15 protein-coding genes are annotated in these 17,556 nt (G+C 60.0%); 7 read left to right on the top strand and 8 right to left on the bottom strand.

Annotated features, from left to right (window positions below; translation table 11 throughout):
- Positions 1-10: 10 nt before the first annotated feature.
- Positions 11-1,474 (bottom strand): nickel pincer cofactor biosynthesis protein LarC, encoded by a 1,464-nt coding sequence (gene larC / locus NLK60_RS06970; RefSeq protein ID WP_254810161.1) that lies wholly within the window; start codon positions 1,472-1,474, stop codon positions 11-13.
- 270 nt (positions 1,475-1,744) lie between these two features.
- Between larC and NLK60_RS06965 the strand changes: the two genes are divergently transcribed.
- The 3 genes from NLK60_RS06965 (at position 1,745) to NLK60_RS06960 (ending at position 5,127) form a co-directional block, all read left to right on the top strand.
- Positions 1,745-3,976 carry a CDC48 family AAA ATPase gene (locus NLK60_RS06965; protein WP_254810160.1) on the top strand — a complete coding sequence of 744 codons (2,232 nt, stop codon included), beginning with the start codon at positions 1,745-1,747 and terminating at the stop codon, positions 3,974-3,976.
- Between the two features lie 206 nt (positions 3,977-4,182).
- Entirely contained in the window at positions 4,183-4,551 is a 369-nt protein-coding gene (locus NLK60_RS19785) for a DUF8028 family protein (protein WP_484555226.1), read from the top strand.
- 87 nt (positions 4,552-4,638) lie between these two features.
- Positions 4,639-5,127, top strand: coding sequence for an NUDIX domain-containing protein (locus tag NLK60_RS06960; protein WP_254810159.1), 489 nt, complete (start codon positions 4,639-4,641; stop codon positions 5,125-5,127).
- Between the two features lie 256 nt (positions 5,128-5,383).
- On the opposite strand, the gene NLK60_RS06955 is transcribed toward NLK60_RS06960, so the two are convergent.
- Positions 5,384-5,563 (bottom strand): DUF7501 family protein, encoded by a 180-nt coding sequence (locus NLK60_RS06955; RefSeq protein WP_254810158.1) that lies wholly within the window; start codon positions 5,561-5,563, stop codon positions 5,384-5,386.
- Positions 5,564-5,816: 253 nt separating this feature from the next.
- On the opposite strand from NLK60_RS06955, the gene NLK60_RS06950 reads away from it, so the two are divergent.
- Positions 5,817-7,148: an outer membrane protein assembly factor BamB family protein gene (locus tag NLK60_RS06950; protein ID WP_254810157.1), complete on the top strand. Its 1,332-nt coding sequence runs from the start codon at positions 5,817-5,819 to the stop codon at positions 7,146-7,148.
- Between the two features lie 123 nt (positions 7,149-7,271).
- Positions 7,272-10,223, top strand: a complete 2,952-nt coding sequence (gene uvrA, locus NLK60_RS06945; RefSeq protein WP_254810156.1) for an excinuclease ABC subunit UvrA — start codon at positions 7,272-7,274, stop codon at positions 10,221-10,223.
- A gap of 96 nt (positions 10,224-10,319) precedes the next feature.
- Here uvrA and NLK60_RS06940 read toward each other — a convergent pair whose 3' ends face one another.
- Positions 10,320-11,825, bottom strand: coding sequence for an ATP-binding protein (locus tag NLK60_RS06940; RefSeq protein ID WP_254810155.1), 1,506 nt, complete (start codon positions 11,823-11,825; stop codon positions 10,320-10,322).
- 145 nt (positions 11,826-11,970) lie between these two features.
- On the opposite strand from NLK60_RS06940, the gene NLK60_RS06935 reads away from it, so the two are divergent.
- Complete coding sequence (locus tag NLK60_RS06935; protein ID WP_254810154.1) at positions 11,971-12,321, top strand: DUF4234 domain-containing protein; 351 nt, start codon at positions 11,971-11,973, stop codon at positions 12,319-12,321.
- A 72-nt stretch (positions 12,322-12,393) separates the two neighbouring features.
- On the opposite strand, the gene NLK60_RS06930 is transcribed toward NLK60_RS06935, so the two are convergent.
- The 5 genes from NLK60_RS06930 to NLK60_RS06910 form a co-directional block, all read right to left on the bottom strand.
- Complete coding sequence (locus NLK60_RS06930) at positions 12,394-12,963, bottom strand: DUF8135 domain-containing protein (protein WP_254810153.1); 570 nt, start codon at positions 12,961-12,963, stop codon at positions 12,394-12,396.
- A complete protein-coding gene (locus NLK60_RS06925; RefSeq protein WP_254810152.1) occupies positions 12,956-13,876 on the bottom strand; it encodes a hypothetical protein in 921 nt (306 codons plus the stop codon). Before NLK60_RS06925 ends, NLK60_RS06930 begins: the two co-directional genes overlap by 8 nt.
- A 181-nt stretch (positions 13,877-14,057) precedes the next feature.
- Positions 14,058-14,894, bottom strand: coding sequence for an RAD55 family ATPase (locus tag NLK60_RS06920; RefSeq protein WP_254810151.1), 837 nt, complete (start codon positions 14,892-14,894; stop codon positions 14,058-14,060).
- 345 nt (positions 14,895-15,239) lie between these two features.
- Complete coding sequence (locus tag NLK60_RS06915) at positions 15,240-15,767, bottom strand: DUF7122 family protein (protein WP_254810150.1); 528 nt, start codon at positions 15,765-15,767, stop codon at positions 15,240-15,242.
- On the bottom strand, positions 15,764-16,675 hold the full coding sequence (locus NLK60_RS06910) for an RsmB/NOP family class I SAM-dependent RNA methyltransferase (RefSeq protein WP_254810149.1): 912 nt from the start codon (positions 16,673-16,675) through the stop codon (positions 15,764-15,766). The genes NLK60_RS06915 and NLK60_RS06910 overlap by 4 nt, the downstream gene beginning before the upstream one ends.
- Positions 16,676-16,801: 126 nt before the next feature.
- Here NLK60_RS06910 and NLK60_RS06905 point away from each other — a divergent pair, with 126 nt between their 5' ends.
- On the top strand, positions 16,802-17,542 hold the full coding sequence (locus NLK60_RS06905) for a proteasome assembly chaperone family protein (RefSeq protein WP_254810148.1): 741 nt from the start codon (positions 16,802-16,804) through the stop codon (positions 17,540-17,542).
- Positions 17,543-17,556 lie beyond the last annotated feature (14 nt).

Below are 17,556 nucleotides of genomic sequence, written 5' to 3'. Positions count from 1 at the left end.
CCCGGCTCCGTCAGTACTCGTCGTCGTAAGCTGCTTCTGCCCGTCGCGCAATCGAGCGAATAGGTTCCCCCGTCTCGGCTGCGACGGCGGCGACATCGTCGTACTCGGCGCTCACGTCGTACACCTCGCCATCGTTGTCGCTGCCGATTTTCACTGTCACGTCGTAGGTGTCGCCAGCTACCTCGAGGCTCACCGTCTCGAACGCTCTGTTCGCGATCCAGCGGTGGGAGGCCCCGGTTTCTCGGATACCGAGCGTCCCCGTCTCTTCGGCGAGTCGGCGGGCAACCGCGTCTCGGTCTTCAGGTTTACAGATGACTTTGACCAGGTGGCCCGGTCGCGACTTTTTCATCGTCAGCGGGACGATAGAGACGTCTCGAGCGCCAACCTCACCCAGCCTCTGGTGGAGACCACCCAGCACCTCGGGGGCCACGTCGTCGAGGTTCGTCTCGAGGACGGCGATATCGTCTCGCTCGAGCGAGCGGTCGCCCCCTCTGGATGCGAGTAGCGCGCGTAACACGTTCGGGTGCGGGTCGAGGTCGTAGCCGCCGGCACCGTAGCCCGTTTTATCGACCTGCATGGATGGGAGGGTATCGACCCCGTCTGCCACCTCGGCGAGAATCGCGGCTCCAGTCGGAGTGAGCAGTTCGGTCTCGACGGGGCCGCCTGCTATCGCCCAATCTGCCCGTTCGACGATCTCGAGAACGGCCGGTGCCGGAATGGGGTACTCGCCGTGGCTCATCGACCGGGTACCGCCGCCCACCGACAGCGGTGTCGTCACGACCTGCTCGACCGCGAGGTCTGCGAGCAAGGCGACGGCACCGACGATGTCTGCGATGGCGTCATCGGCCCCGACCTCGTGGAAGTGAATCGACTCGAGGTCTGTCCCGTGGACGCTGGCTTCGGCCTTCCCGAGACGCTCGAAGATGGCGATCGCCGTGGACTCGATGTCGGACTCGAGATCCATTCCCTCGACGATTTCCCGGACCTCGAGATAGCTCCGGTGGGGGCCGTGGCCTTCCGCGTGGACGTGCCCGTGGTCATGATCGTCTTCACCGTGGTGGCCGTGCCCGTGGTCATGATCGTCTTCACCGTGATGGCCGTGCCCGTGGTCATGATCGTCTTCACCGTGGTGGCCGTGCCCGTGGTCATGATCGTCTTCACCGTGGTGGCCGTGCCCGTGGTCATGGGTATCCTCATGATGATTGTGGGAGTGACTGTCTCCGTGGCTGTGATCGCGTTCGTGTTGATGATCGTGTTCGTGGCCGTGAGATGCCGTTTCCTCACCGGTCAACAACACGTCGACCGTCGTTGCTGCAATCCCACACTTCGTCGTTGAACCGATCCGATACTCCACCTCGAGTGCGTCTTCGATTGGCTCGAGGGCCGTCACTGATGCACCGGCATCGATGAGAGCGGCGAGGAGCATATCGCCACTGGCCCCCATCCGGCCGTCGAAGACGAGCGTCGTCGTCATACTAACACAGGCGAGGGTGTGGGTCAAAAACCCATCCATCGTCTGGGGGTTCCGGCGATCGAGGGCCTTTCCCCTCGGCTCTCTCGCTGGCGACCGAAGCTCCATTTTTTGTATCGGCCACGTCTCCCAAATCGACCGATGCCGGTACATCTATGTACTTCGCTGTCTGAGTTTGATATGGTATCGTCTAGCACAGGTGCAGACCGTCGCTAGCAAAAAACCTATCCGACACGGTGTCGGAGTCAGGAGTATCCCCGTCTACCCACAATCATGAACGAAGTGCAACTGGAGGTCGCGAAAGCATACCCCAACGACTCGGGTCGTGGTATTGCCCGTCTCGACCCGGACACGCTATTACATCTCAAGCTCAGTCCGGGCGACATCATCGAAATCGAAGGCGCAGAGACGACCGCCGCGAAAGTGTGGCGTGCAGACCGGCAGGACTGGAACACGGACACCGTCAGAATCGACGGCTTCACCCGGCAGAACGCGGACGTCGGCATCGGCGAACGGGTAACGATTCGCAAAGCGGAGGCGACGAAGGCGAACAAACTGGTGCTTGCCCCGCCGGAAGAGGCATCGGTCCAGTTCGGCTCGGACGCCGCTGGCATGGTTAAACGGCAGATCCTCAAGCGGCCGGTGGTGGGCCGCGATATCGTCCCCGTCATGAGTTCGACGAACCATCCGTTCATGCGCTCACCGGGACAGGCGATTCCGCTCATCGCGGTCGAAACCGATCCCGAGGGCGTGGTCCTCATTACCGAAGACACGGATGTCGAGCTACGAGAAGAGCCGATTTCCGGCTTCGAGAAAACCGGTGGTGGCATCACCTACGAGGATATCGGTGGCCTCCAGGGCGAGATCCAGCGCGTTCGCGAGATGGTCGAGTTGCCGATGAAACACCCACAGATCTTCAAGAAGCTGGGGATCGAGCCGCCACAGGGTGTCCTCTTGCACGGCCCGCCTGGTACCGGGAAAACGCTGCTCGCCAAAGCGGTCGCCAACGAAACCTCCGCCAGTTTCTTCTCTATTGCCGGCCCCGAAATCATCTCCAAATACTACGGTGAGTCAGAACAGCAACTCCGGGAAATCTTCGAGGACGCGAGCGAGGAGTCGCCCGCGATCATCTTCATCGACGAACTCGACTCTATCGCCCCCAAACGCGAGGACGTCACCGGCGAGGTCGAACGGCGTGTCGTCGCCCAGCTGTTGACCATGATGGACGGTCTCGAGGCCAGAGGCCAGGTCATCGTCATCGCGGCGACGAACCGCGTCGACAGCGTCGACCCGGCCCTTCGACGACCGGGCCGTTTCGACCGCGAGATCGAGATCGGCGTCCCGGACGAGATCGGCCGTGAGGAAATCCTGCAGATTCACACCCGCGGGATGCCGCTTTCGGACGATGTCAACCTCTCGCATCTGGCGGACGAAACACACGGCTTCGTGGGTGCTGACATCGAGAGCCTGACCAAAGAGGCCGCGATGAAAGCGCTCCGTCGGTACCTCCCCGAAATCGACCTCGACGAAGAGGATATCCCGCCAAGTCTCATCGATCGGATGATCGTCAAACGCGAGGACTTCCGTGGCGCACTCGCCGAAGTCGAACCGTCCGCGATGCGCGAAGTCCTCGTCGAACTGCCCAAGATGAGCTGGGACGACGTCGGCGGTCTCGAGGACGCCAAATCGAAGGTCCAGGAGTCAGTCGAGTGGCCGCTTCGTACTCCCGAGAAGTTCGAACGAATGGGCATCGATCCGCCGGCGGGCGTCCTGTTGTACGGGCCGCCGGGCACCGGGAAGACGTTGATGGCGAAAGCCGTCGCCAACGAGACCAACGCGAACTTCATCTCAGTGCGCGGTCCACAACTGCTCTCGAAGTGGGTCGGTGAATCGGAGAAGGCGATCCGACAGACCTTCCGCAAGGCGCGTCAGGTCTCGCCGACAGTGATCTTCTTCGACGAACTGGACTCGCTCGCACCCGGCCGGGGCGGCGAGGTCGGCAGCAACGTCTCCGAACGCGTCGTCAATCAACTCCTGACCGAACTCGACGGCCTCGAGGAAATGGGTGACGTGCTGGTCATCGGCGCGACCAACCGTCCGGACATGATCGACCCCGCACTCTTGCGGTCCGGTCGGTTCGACCGCCTCGTGATGATCGGCGAACCGGACACGGAAGGACGTGAACGCATCCTCGAGATCCACACTGAGGACACCCCGCTGGCTGCAGATGTCAGCCTCCGAGAAATCGCTGAGATCACCGAGGGCTACGTCGGCAGCGACCTCGAGTCCATCGCCCGCGAAGCGGCTATCGAAGCACTACGGGAAGACGACGACGCCGATATCGTCGAAATGCGTCACTTCCGACAGGCTATGGAGAACGTCCGTCCGACGATCACGGACGATATCCTCGAGTACTACGAACAGATCGAGCGCGACTTCAAAGGCGGGACCAAAGCCGTCGAACCCGGTACCGGGCGTCGCGGCAGCCGTATCGGCTTCCAGTAGTCTCTATACGTCGGTTTTCGATTCTTTGCCGTTGATCCGACCGTTACTCTGTTTTTCGTGGTTCATCGAGTCTCCGCTCGAGTCGTCCGTTAAAACGGGTTGTGCATGGTCGGGACAGTCGCTCACCTCGATGGCTGAACATTGACTCGTGTCGACAGTAACTCGGGATTACTCGCTGGTAACGATACAAAACGGACGGTTGGTTGATGGATACTCAGGTGAACGGTCGATGGCCCGCCGAAACGACGACGGTAGTATATATCACCCACTGTCCTCTCTCCGACGAGGCGATGTCAGGACCACGGTCGACACAGGATGGCGATGATGGAAAACGGTCGAACGAGCAGGGTGCGTTCTCCCGGGAGTTCGAAACGAGTGGTCGACTCGAACAGTACGCACCGTCCTTTGCGAATCAAATGCGTGTGGCGAGCTTCTGGGCGGCCATTTGCTTGCCGGTATTGTATCTCCCACTTTTGATCGTTGGTCTCTCGAGTGCAGTGGTCACGCTTGTCTTTACTGGGCTGGTCTGTTTACACGTTTTGACGTTGTACGTTGGACATACATACAATCAATAGTGACGGGAGACACGATTTGTTTTGGTATGTAGCATATCCTGGTGGCGCTGAAAGGTTTATATGCCTTAGTATGTTCATTAATCACCAATGGAGCAGACTCGAGGTACCTATGTGCAGAAAGCCTGTGCGTACCTGACCAGACCCAACGGCGATTTTCTCGCGTTCGAGAGCCCGGAACACAACGGTCTGCAGGTCCCGAAAGGAACTATCGAAGGGGCAGAGAGCCCTCGAGAAGCAGTGTTTCGGGAAATTGTCGAGGAGAGTGGCATCGGTTCGATTGGTCCGACGACGCATCTTACGAGTGACGTCTGGTGCCGGCGTCGATCGCCGCTGAAACACTACGTCCGCCACTTCTATCACGCCGAGGTTTATGACTCGCGGGACACCTTCACCCACACTGTGACGGGAACCGGCGAGGAGGTTGGGCTCGAGTTCGAATATCAGTGGATCGACCATGAGACGGCCTCGAGTCGGCAGTTTGCGCTCGACCTCGACGACTATTTGTACTTGCTCCCAGCGGGTGGCGCTCACTCGAGCGCGATTGATGCCCCACGAGTGGACGGTTTCTCGGACTGAGAGGGATTAGCGTAGCCAACCAGAGGTTTCGAAGGACGGCTGTCGACGCTGTGCCTCGGTTCTTCGTCGGTGACGATGAACTCCGACGATAATCCCTCTGAAAAGCGCGGCCGTTCCTCGAAAAGACGACTCCTCAGGATCCGATCTTTGTTCGCGGACAACAGACGGTGCCGACCCGTCTTGGTTTCGGTAAAAAACGGGTACTACTCTCCTGTCTCAACGAAATCGTGTCAGCGGCTGAGTAGGCAAGAGTGGTTTACCCGCTCCAGGTGCCGCCGAGGTCGCTCGAGACGTTTTCACGCCAGGTTTCGAACTCGGAGCGACACTCGGAGTTGTGGCCGATGTGCGTCATGAACCCTTCACCGGGATCGGCGAGTTCACCGCCACAGAACGGGCAGGTTGCGGTATCGTTCCAGTGGGTCGTGTGTACTGACATGGATCAACAGTCATCCATTTCGTATATAAGGTTACCCACTATACGTATCATATTCATCCATTGGCATTATATTTCACTAATATGATTTGGATAGCGGACGCTTCGCGCTATCTCTTTTTGACACGGATCGTTGTCCCGTTTTATCGGTGATCGGTAATCCTGTTTGAGCAGTTGCCACAGATTGTGTGACTGGCACGTTCGATCCCCGACCGTGGAAGCTATGAACACGCCATCACAAACTGGATGATAGGATATGGTGGACCCTTCCCAACCCGGTCCGGTCTCGAGACGGCAGTTCCTCGCCGGTGCGACGATTTCAATCAGCGGACTTGCCGGCTGTGCACTGCCCGGCTATGGAACCTACGACCGGGACCAGGAGTCGTTCGACCCCGTTCACCTGCCGTACGACGAAACGTATCCGGACCGGAACGACGTGACGATGTTTCGCCGAGGGCTACGAAGACTGGGCTATTATCCCGATCAGACGGTCCCCGACTCGGTGTCGGTCAACTGGTCCCTGCCGGTGAACTACATCGGTCATACGGCCGCGAAATCGACGCCGATGCCGACGCCCGATGGAGAGACGATTCTGATTCCCTCCGACACCGGGCGGCTACACGCCGTCACGCCCGACGGCGAACATCGCTGGGCACACATGACCGGCGCTGGTCGGTCGCTGGGATTTCACGGCACACCGACTATCGTCGGAGACACGGCCTATCTCGGCGGCTACGACGGTGATATGTACGCCTTCGACGTCGAGACGGGTGACACGATCTGGCGGACGACGGGTGCTCAACTCGACGGTTCCATTGCTATCGGCTCGAGTCCGGCCTACTGGGAGGGTGTCATCTACGTTGTGACCGAGTATTCCAATCCCAACGCGGGCACGATGTGGGCGCTCGATGCCGGCACCGGTGAGCCGCTGTGGAAAGACGACCGATTGTGGGGAATGCCCCACCCGTCCACGGCTATCGACCCGGTCGCCGAACGCATGCTCACCGGCTCGAACGACGGTGTGTTGTACGCCTGGGAGTTCCCCTCTCTCGAGTTCGAGTGGGCGTTCCAGACGGGCGGCGAGATCAAGGGGACGATTCCGACTTACGACGGTGGCGCATTTGTCGGTTCGTGGGATGGATCGTTCTACCGGGTTGACCTCGAGGACGGCACCGAGGAGTGGTCGTTCGAATCGGGCCCGATCATCATGTCGAACCCGGGGATCGACCCCGACGCCGGCATCGTCTACATCGCCGGTAACGACAGACACGTTCACGCACTCGATACTGACACGGGGGAGCGCTACTGGTCGACCAACGTCGGCGGCAGCGTGATCGGCTCGCTCACTGTCACCGCGGACACGGTCCTGGTCGGGTCGTACGATAGCCACCTGTACGCTCTCCACAAGGAGACGGGCGAGGTCCGCTGGCGGGTAGAGAATCGCGGCCACGTCACCAGCGAACCGATTCCGTACGACGGACGAATTTACTACGCCGAACGCGCCGACATTACTGGCCACTGGGACGAAAACGTGGAAGCGGTACTCGAGGCACCCGGCCACGCCTACTGTCTGGTTGCCGACGAGTGATGGTGTTGGGAACCGGCATACCGACCCCGTATCAGACGGGTTAAGTCGCTTCGACCACTGGCTACCCACAATGAATCGACCCGCCGAGCGAGGAGACCGTATCTCGAGACGAGCGATCTACCGATGAGCAAAGAGTACATCGAAGTTCGGGGCGCACAGGAGCACAACCTCAAAGATATCGACGTCTCGATTCCGCGAGAGTCGTTCACCGTCGTCACGGGGCTCTCCGGGTCGGGGAAATCCTCGCTGGCGTTCGACACCGTCTACGCCGAAGGCCAGCGGCGGTACATCGAGAGCCTCTCAGCCTACGCCCGAAACTTCCTGGGGCAGATGGATAAGCCACAGGTCGAAAACGTCGAAGGCCTCTCACCGGCCATCTCCATCGACCAGAAAAACGCCGCCAACAACCCCCGATCGACCGTCGGCACGGTGACGGAACTACACGACTACCTTCGCCTGCTGTACGCTCGAGTCGGCACCCAGTACGACCCGATCACCGGCGAGGAAGTCGGGACCCAGACGGCCCAGGACATGATCCAGCAGGTGATGGACTTGCCCGAAGGAACCCGTGCGAAAATCGCGGCACCGGTCGTTCGCGACCAGAAAGGCGCGTTCGAGGACCTGTTCGAAGAGTTGCTGACCAAAGGGTACGCTCGCGTCGAAGTCGACGGCGAGGAACACGACCTCAGCCTCGAGGCACCCGATCTGGACAAAAACTACGACCACACCATCGACGTCATCGTCGACCGCGTGAAAATCAGTGAAGAAGCGCGTCCGCGCATTACCGACAGCGTGGAGACGGCCCTCGAGGAAGCCGATGGCGTCCTCAAACTGATCATCCCGGAGCCGAGTGCGGACATCGAACTGGGGTCGAACACTCGCTCGACCGGCGACCTGGCTGGCGACGGTGACGACCGACTCACCCTCGAGTTCTCGACGGCGCTCGGGAATCCGAACAGCGACTTCCAGTTCAGCGAAATCGAGACGCGCAGTTTCTCGTTCAACAGCCCACACGGGGCATGTCCGGAGTGTGAAGGGCTTGGCAAAACCAAGGAAGTCGACGAAGACCTCGTCATCCAGGACCCCGAAAAACCGCTGAAAAACGTGTTCGAAGCCTGGAGTTACAACCGGTCGTACTACCAGACCCGAATCGACGCGGTCGCAGCCCACTTCGACGTGAGCATCGACACCCCCTGGGCGGAGCTCGAGGACGACGTAAAGCGACAGTTCCTCTATGGCACCGACGACCAGGTCGTGTTCAAACGTCGGACGAAAAACGGGATTCGGCGCAAGACCAAGCGCTTCGAGGGCGTCATTCCGAACCTCGACCGACGCTACCTCGAGACCGAATCGGAGGGGACTCGCGAACACATCGAGAAGTACATGGCGGTCACCGAGTGTCCAGCCTGTGATGGCTCCCGGCTCAAAACGCAGTCTCGACACGTCCGGGTCGCTGGAACCTCTCTGGACGAAATCAACCGCATGTCTATTGGGGACGCCCTCGAGCACTTCGAAGGCCTCGAGGCCGACCTGTCGGGGCGTGACCTGACCATCGCCGAGGAGATTCTCAAAGAGATTCGGGCGCGGCTTGGCTTCATGTGTGAGGTTGGGCTCGAGTACCTTACCCTCGACCGAGAGGCCTCGACCCTTTCGGGTGGCGAAAGCCAACGGATTCGTCTGGCAACGCAAGTCGGGTCCGGCCTCGTGGGCGTGCTCTACGTACTGGACGAACCGTCGATCGGACTGCATCAGCGAGACAACGACAAACTGCTGGACACGCTGTGTGAACTTCGGGACATCGGCAACACGCTGCTCGTGGTCGAACACGACGAGGAGACGATGCGCCGGGCGGACACCATCATCGACATGGGTCCGGGTCCGGGCAAACGCGGCGGCGAGGTCGTCGTCAACGGGCCGCTTGAGGAAGTCAAGGCCTGTGAAGCGTCGGTGACGGGTGACTATCTCTCCGGACGCAACGGGATTCCCGTCCCCGAAACGCGTCGAGAGCCAGCGGGTGCGCTCACGATTCGAGGTGCCCGCCAGCACAACCTCAAAGACGTGGACGTGGACATTCCGCTCGGGTGTTTCACGGCTATCACCGGCGTTTCGGGTTCCGGAAAGTCGACGCTCATGCACAAAGTGCTGTACAAGGCGCTGGCGCGACGGATGAACGACAACACGTCCGTCATCCCGGGCGACCACGACGATATCGAGGGCATCGAGGAGATCGAAACTGTGCGCCTGATCGACCAGTCGCCGATCGGCCGGACGCCGCGCTCGAACCCGGCGACGTACACGGGTGTCTTCGATTACATCCGGGAGCTGTTCGCCGAGACCAAACTCGCCAAACAGCGCGGCTACAAGAAAGGGCGCTTCTCGTTCAACGTCAAAGAAGGGCGCTGTGGGGAGTGTGGCGGGCAGGGGACGGTCAAAATCGAGATGAACTTCCTCTCGGACGTGTACGTTCCCTGTGAGGCCTGTGGCGGCGACCGGTACAACGACGCGACCCTGGACGTCGAGTACAAGGGGAAAACCATCGCCGACATCCTCGAGATGTCCGTCGAGGAGGCGTACGACTTCTTCGAGGCCTCGAGTCGCCTCCGCGACCGTCTCCAACTGCTCAAAGACGTCGGCCTCGAGTACATGAAACTCGGTCAACCCTCGACGACGCTTTCGGGTGGGGAGGCCCAGCGAGTCAAACTCGCCGAGGAACTGGGCAAACGCGACTCCGGCAACACCCTGTATCTGCTGGACGAACCCACCACGGGGCTACACTCGGCGGACGAGCGAAAGCTCATCGACGTGCTTCATCGACTCACCGACAACGACAACACCATCGTCGTCATCGAACACGAACTGGATCTGGTTAAAAACGCCGACCACATCGTCGATCTTGGACCGGAAGGCGGCGAAAACGGTGGCGACGTCGTCGCGACTGGGACACCCGAGGAAGTCGCTCGCGTCGAGGAGTCGTACACGGGGCTGTACCTCCGTGACCTCTTGCCAGCCGTCGACCTCGAGGGCCCACGCGGTGAGCGTGTCGAACCGATGACGATGGCGATGGACGACGATTAGATTTGTGTCTGTCCACCATGACTACACGTACCAAGGCAGTTGAATATATATGTGTCGTCCGACCAAGGTTTTTGCCGGTGCCAGCGCCGTCGGCTTTTATCGAATGACCGCTGTTTCTGTCCGGGAAGCCTCGGATTCTCCCTCGCGCGAGGTCGATCGCTCGAGCGGGAACGAGAGCGTTACGATCGAACCACCCTCGGGCCGGTCTGAGAATCGGAGGTCACCGCCAGCGTTCGTCACGATCCAGGTGACGAGCCAGAGCCCGAGACCCGAACCGTGATCGAGTTGGGTCTCTTTCCCATCCAAAACGGCCCGCCGTTCCGCTTCCGGGATGCCCGGCCCGTCGTCGCTGACGGTGAACTCGAGGCGGGAGTTACCGTCGTAGTCGACGCGTTTGACGCCAATTTCGACGGTCGGGGTTGCGTCGTCGGGTATCTCCGGGAGTCCGTCTTCTCCGCCAGTGCTCGTTTCGTGATGGTGTTCGACCGCGTTGTCAACGAGTTCGTGTAATGCGTCGACAATACTTCCGTCGATGGTCGGACAGTCAGATTCCTCGACGTACGTGAGGATCTGTGCGCCCGGATACGCCGCCGTGGCTCGGTCGGCGGCAGATCGAACCGCCTTCGAGGGCTCTATCAGGGAGTGATTGGAACGTCGCTCGAGCGTTCGTTCGACGCCACGAGCCTTGTCGGCGGTGGCAAGTAAATCGCTAATTTCGCGGCGAATGGGCTCGACGTGGGTGCGCTCGAGGGCAGGGTCCTGATCGGCGATCAGATTTGCGTGCCCCTGAATCACCGTAAAAGCGTTTCGAAGGTTGTGCCTGAGAACGCGGTTGAGGACCTGAATTCGCTGTTCTCTATCCCGTTGTTCGGAGATATCACGGACGATGGCGACGTAGCCGTCTTGGAGTGTACTCACGGTAACGTCCTGTGGAAACGTGGTGCCGTCTCGACGAACCCCGGTGAGCGTTCCACGCCAGGACGAGCGTTCTTCGAGTGCTGGGAACACTTCGCGCTCGATCTGAACACAGGCAGCGTTCGTATACAGGGCGTCCCAGGGTGTGTACTCGAGTGAGCGGTCTATGTCGTACAGGTCGGTGTAGGCATCGTTGACGTAGCGGTGACGATTCTCGTCGAAAATGGCAATCCCGTCGTTGGAAGCATCGACCGCCTGTGAGAGCCGTTCGTGAGCTCGGTAATGCCTGGAAAAGTCGACGTAGACGTGTCCCAGCAGTGTTCCCACACCGAGGCCAATGCTCGTGGCTGTCAACAGGATCTGGGTTGGACCGCCGGTCTGCCCGAACCGTAGCGTGTACAGATACGTGACCCAGAGACTGATGGCGATTGACGCGACCGCACTCAGGAAGGCTGTCGCTACGATGAGCCGCTGTTTACCAGCTGATAACTTGTCACGCTGTCCGTACCAGAGTAATAAAATCCCAACACTGACGGGTACCACGAGTTCGAGCACGAGTGTCGTCGTTGACCCGCTTGCAAAGAGTGCGTACACCGTCGCCGCCCCTAAAAGCCCGAAACCGACCAGCGTAACAGCCTGAGACGTAATGGCACCCACAACTCGGTTTCCAGCAGCCCCCGCTTCCATTATACGTATGACGTAACTCCCACACCGGATATAAACGATATGGCCAATTGTTACTGCTGGTTATTTCACTGCTGTGGATCTGGGCAAAATTGGGTAAACCTCGATACCAGTAACGTATTTCATGTTCGACTGATATTATGGTCCCATGCCCAGTTCCAACCGACAGGTGACCAACCCCGGTGCGTTCAGCCACCGATCACTCGGCAAGCAGGTACTGTTCACGGTTATTACGCTCGGGCTTTATCCTGTCTACTGGTACTATATCACTCTCGTACAGTTCAGCGAGGGCACTGATGCGGAGTACAGTCCTGTGCTTCGGTTCATTGGATTTTTCATTCCGTTCGTGAATCTCGTCATCATGTGGTGGTTCGCACAGGATGCTGAGGCTGTGGTCGAACAGGACGGCCTCCTCATCTTCCTGGCTGAACTCGTGTTCCCGCCCATCGTCTGGTATCTCGTCCAGACCGGCATCAACGACGTTGCCCAGTCAGCGTGAACAGGGTCGCTGCAATCGCATGGCGGAATTTCTGCGGTGTAGGAGAAAGCCCGGAGTTTGACCCCGAGCGGTTCACCGATGATCGCGCTCGAGCGATTCGTCTTCGAGGATTTTCGGGCAGTCTGCGACCCGGAAAGAGTCCATCGACGGCATCTCGAGTATCTCCGTTTCCTCGTTCGTACAGCCAACGACCGGTGGCTCGGTGAAATATTCACACTGGTGGCAGTACTTGCGCTTGGGGATGGTTCGAATCTCGGGTTCATCGACGGCTGGTTCCGTCGGTTCCTCCGAAGGACCCTGGAGTTCGTCCCAGAGTTGGTCGGGATCGATTTCGTCGACGGATTCCTCGTCGAACAGTTCGTCAAATGGCGTGTCGTCGGTGCGTCGGTCGTCGATTCGTCCGGTCAGTTCCTCGAGAGGGCTTTCGTGTGTCGTCTCGGGATCAGCTTCAGCCCGCGAGAGACTCGTTGTTGCTTCGAGAGCGGGAATCGCTTCCTGGTCGTCGTAATCCGCTTTCCCCTCGAGTGCCGACGGCTCTTCCTCGTCGGCTGACGGTGCATCATCTTCGGATTCGTCGTAGCTTAACGCCGTCTCTCGAGGGGTCGATTCGTGTGGCTCGGTTGGTTTCTCGTCGTTACTCATCGGAATCCGTCTCTGTTTGCCCTTTGGAGAAGGCGTCGTCGTCGTGGTCTGACTGGCCGGTTCCTTCGGTCGAAACGGCGGCGACGGAGTCGAACAGTTCCTCACCGCCCGTCGTCGAAACCGCGTCGGCTGCGTGATCGGGAAGCGCCGGTGGGTCGCCAACCTCGAGGGTATGGGTGCCGAAAAATGAGGTTTTCTTGGAGACGTCGGCGATGGAACTCTGGCAGTGCGGACACGCCGGTTCGGTCAACAGTGCGATGTCGACTGCTGCCGAGCATGCCTCGCACGTTGCGGTTCGAACGCCGAGCTGGTTGGCGGCGAGTTTGAGCTGGTCGACCTCCGACCGTCGGCGCTCCTGTACGGCAAGGGTGTCGCGTTTCTCTCGGAGGTCGAGCACCGCAGTGGCAAGCAGCGTCGACTTGTCCTCGAGGTCGTCTGTGGTCTCGAAGAGGTGCTCGAGAATCGACTCGAAGTTCTCGAATCCCGAATCGACCGTTGTTTCGAGTGCCTCGAGCCCAGCTTCGAAGTCCTCGCGGGCAGCCTCGAGCGCGACGATCCGTTCCTCGAGCGCGGTGATCTCCGCAGTCTGTGCGAACTCCTCGTGCGAGTGGTCTTTCGGGGCTTTTTCGTCCGTCTCACGTTTGATTTCGATAGTGCGCTCGCGAACGTCCTCGACGTGGTCGATGAACTCTTGGCGTTGTGCCTCGAGGTCGGCCCGGAGCGCTTCAACACGTGCCACATCGGCGGGTTCGAAGTCGCCGTTGGTGGCGGCGGTTTTGACTGTGGTGAGGAGCTGTCGACATAACTGCCCGTCGCTCAGGTCGTGCCGGTCGGCTTCGTCCTCGAGCCACGTCCCCACTTCGGGTGGGAGGCTAACCGAAACCTGGTGTTGCTCTTGCTCCTCACTTGCCATCGAATCGGTATTAGGACGATGTACTCTTAGTGATTGTGGCGGTTTCCGGCGGTTCTCGAACCCACTGAACGACCAGTGGCCTGACCGTCGGTGATACCGTAGTTCGAGTCAGGGTCCGTTGGCGACACTCGGCTGTCAGTTGTCTCGAGTGCGGCTCAGTCCCCCATTTCGAGTACGGGAGTCACCGGATCTTTCGGACGTTGCTGATGTCGAATCCGCTGTCCCGGATTTCCGTCTCGAAGCGAACGATGTTCTCTTTCTCGAGACGCGAGAGCACGCCTCTGAACTCCTCGACGACGAGGGTGCGGTCGCGCTCGGAGCCGCCGCTTTCCCACTCGAAAAGCAGGGTGCCGTCGGCGGCCTCTTTGATGCGACCGAGTTGCCGGCGGTCGAGAACATCGACGTTGACGAGCAAGAGCATGAGCCCGCCCCAGCGATAGGTCGCCCGTTTGAGTCCCTTGAGTAACATGGCGAGGTTTGCTCGACCGAACTCGGCTTCTGCGGCGACGAGCAAGTCGCTTACCGAGTCGATGACAACCAGATTTCCAGCCGCGTTGGCACTCAAGTAGTCTCCGAGCGCCTCGAGGACACTCTGTCGGGTCGTATCGGTGCCGAGGGAGGTGATGTTCGTTTTCTGTTCGTTGTACCACTCGGTCGGGACGGGGGTCATCTGGAAGAACTCCCTCGAGAGGTCGGCAAACGCGACGGGGTTGGTGCCTGAATCCACGAGGTCGTCCTCGAGGACGAATCGCATCTCGTCGACGATGGCAGCCGGTTCGCTGGTAAAGGTCACGTAGTGGACTTCGTGGGGGAGGGTGACGTTCGATCTCGTCTCTCCGTAGTAGAACTCGAATAGATCGCTGTCGGCCTCGGCGAGTCCGTTCATCGCCGTGGCCGTGTAACAGAATTCGCGGCCACCCGCACCTGCTTCGCTCGCGGCAACGACGACGCTTCCGGCCGGTGCGCCGCCACCGATCATCTCGTCGAATCGCGACACGCCGAGTGGCATCCGCTCCATACTCGAGGATGCGAGGCGAGTTGCTTACGTGTTGTGGCGGATGAGGTCTCCAGTGGCCTGGGAGATCACTATAGTAGCCAGTGAAACGATTGACACACCGACTGCGACGCCTGCTTGCCAGGTGGTGTGAAATGACCTTCACTGGCTACTGTGGGTGTGAGTGCAACGAATTGATTTACGCAGTGTCCGTGTAACCTTCTGCCTTCTCTACCGGATGGATACGCACTGACACAGAGATATTGTACATGACTGTGGTGATTTCCATTGGTATGGTTGTTTAAGCCATTCACTATTTAATTTGTACCCGAGCCTCGGTATTCGTTCAACCGCTTTCTCAAGTGACGCCTACAGTTCCCGTTGTCGTCCTTTCGGCACCGTCGATCGCAACTCGCCGTGGAGGTAGAGGCCGACGCCAATCGGTTCACGCTCGCCGGCGATTTCGTGGGCGACGATCAGGTATCCCCAGTCCCCGTCCCACTCGAGGGACTGGTCCTCGCCACCTGCGAACCGTCGGGCGGCCTCACGCTCGAGGTCGATAACGCAGGCGTCTGCGTGCCTGCCAAAGCGCTGGACGAAATCGGTCGTCGGCTTCCAGTGTTCCTGTCGCGTTCGCAGGCAGGTCATACCGATAGCTTCGATCGGTGCGGGCGACGGACTCTCTCCGCTGAAAATCCAGATTTTGCCCGCGCCTTTCTCCCAGAAGGTGAAGCAGTCGAACGTCTCGGCTGGAATCGCAAATCGGTCTTCGAAGTACTCGAGGACTTCGGCTCTGGTTGCCCGCCCCGCCACGACGCGCTCGCTCGCCGTCGCCGGAAGCCTGTCGAATCGCTGGCCGACGTTCGATTCGCCGTCGCTCGAGTCACCGCCACTCATGCCGACCCCACCTCCAGTTTCGCGACGAAGAACCCACCGGTGTCGTTGTGGTGTGGGTAGATTCTGATCGCCTTCTCGAGGCTTTCGTCGTACGTGTCGTCTTGCCATTCGGTGATGCCGGGTACCGACTCGAGGCCGATATCGATGTCCAGAAGGCGACAGTCCGTCGTGTCGAGGGCGTGCTGGACGACGGCTTCGTTCTCCTCGGGCGCGAAGGTACACGTCGAGTAGACGACGGTACCCCCCGGCTTTGTCGCCTGTACTGCGCGCTTGAGGATCCCTTTCTGGATACCGGCGACGGAGTGGACGTGGTCTTCGGTCCACTGCTCGAGCGTCGTCGGATTCTTCCGAATCGTTCCTTCACAGGAACAGGGTGCGTCCACGAGGGCGTGATCGAAGGCGTCGAACGCGAGGGGATTGAACGAGAAGTTTCTGGCGTCCTGGTTGGTCACTGCGAGTGAGGTCGCGCCGAGACGTTCGGCGTTGAATCTGAGTGCCGAAAGCCGTCCGAGATTGTTATCGTTGGCGACGACGGTGCCACGGTCGTCGAGAAGTGCCGCCAGTTGCGTGGCTTTTCCGCCGGGGGCCGCACACGCGTCGAAGACGCGGTCGCCCGGTTCGGGGTCGAGAACGACCGGCGGGACGGCCGAGACCTCCTCTTGCGTGTGGATGAACCCGTGAAAGGAGGCCCACGTCGAACCCGGTGCGTTCGTCTCGAGGCGCAACACTCGTGGATTCCAGTCGGCCTGCTCGACGGGAATCCCGTCTTCAGCCAGGGCAGCCATAGCTCGGTCGATGTCGGCTTTGATCGTGTTGACGCGCGCGGCAATCCCGAGCGGTCGATCACACGCCGCTCGAAACGCCTCGAAATCGTCGATAATTGGTCGGTACCGCTCGAGAGGCTCCATTGCACCCTCGTTTGCGGGCCGGTCGTTTGTGGGTTTCGAAGCGTCCGCTCACAACACTGCCCGCACTGGGCAGCCACCTCCCAGAGGCAACCCCCTTTTAAGAGGATGGCGCGAGTCATCCCCCGTATGTCTCGTATTTGTACGCACAAATCGTCGGTCGATTTCGAGAAACCTGCACTCGTCGAGGGGTTTCCGGGCGTCGGTCTGGTCGGAAAGATTGCCACCGATCACCTGATTGATCAACTCGAGATGGACTACTACGCGAGCGTTCACTGTGAGGGACTGCCGAGAATCGGAATCTACCGCCGTGGTGATGGTGTTATCCGGCCCCCTGTCAGACTGTACGTCAGCGAGGAAGCGAACCTGTTTGCCCTCCAGAGCGACGTCCCTATCGGGTCACAGGCGGTCAAAACCGTGGCCGAGTGCCTGACCGGCTGGATTCTCGAGCACGACGCCACGCCGTTGTATCTCAGTGGGTTGCCGACCGACTGGGACGACCGTCCCGATGTCTTCGGCGTGGCGACCGGGGACGGAATCGAGCAACTCGAGGCCAATGGTATCGACTTCCCTCCGGAAGATGGTGCTGTAAGTGGGCCGACCGGGGCGTTGCTCAATCGAGCCGCCGAACTCGAGGTCGACTCGCTCGGCCTGGTCGTCGAGTGCAGCCCACAGTTTCCCGACCCGAAAGCTGCGAGCGTGTTGATCGAGGAAACGATCGCGCCAATCGCTGATATCGACGTCAACGTCGAAGATTTGATCGACCGTGCGGCGGAGATTCGCCAGCAACGGGAGGCGTTTGCTCGACGAATGCGCGAGATGGGGGAAGCAGAGAGCACGCAGGCACAGCCGTTGCGAATGTATCAGTAACCCGGCTCTGGCTA

Origin of the sequence: Natronosalvus amylolyticus, assembly GCF_024298845.1 — an archaeon.
GTDB lineage: Archaea > Halobacteriota > Halobacteria > Halobacteriales > Natrialbaceae > Natronosalvus > Natronosalvus amylolyticus.
This window is presented reverse-complemented; position numbering and strand designations above follow the sequence as displayed.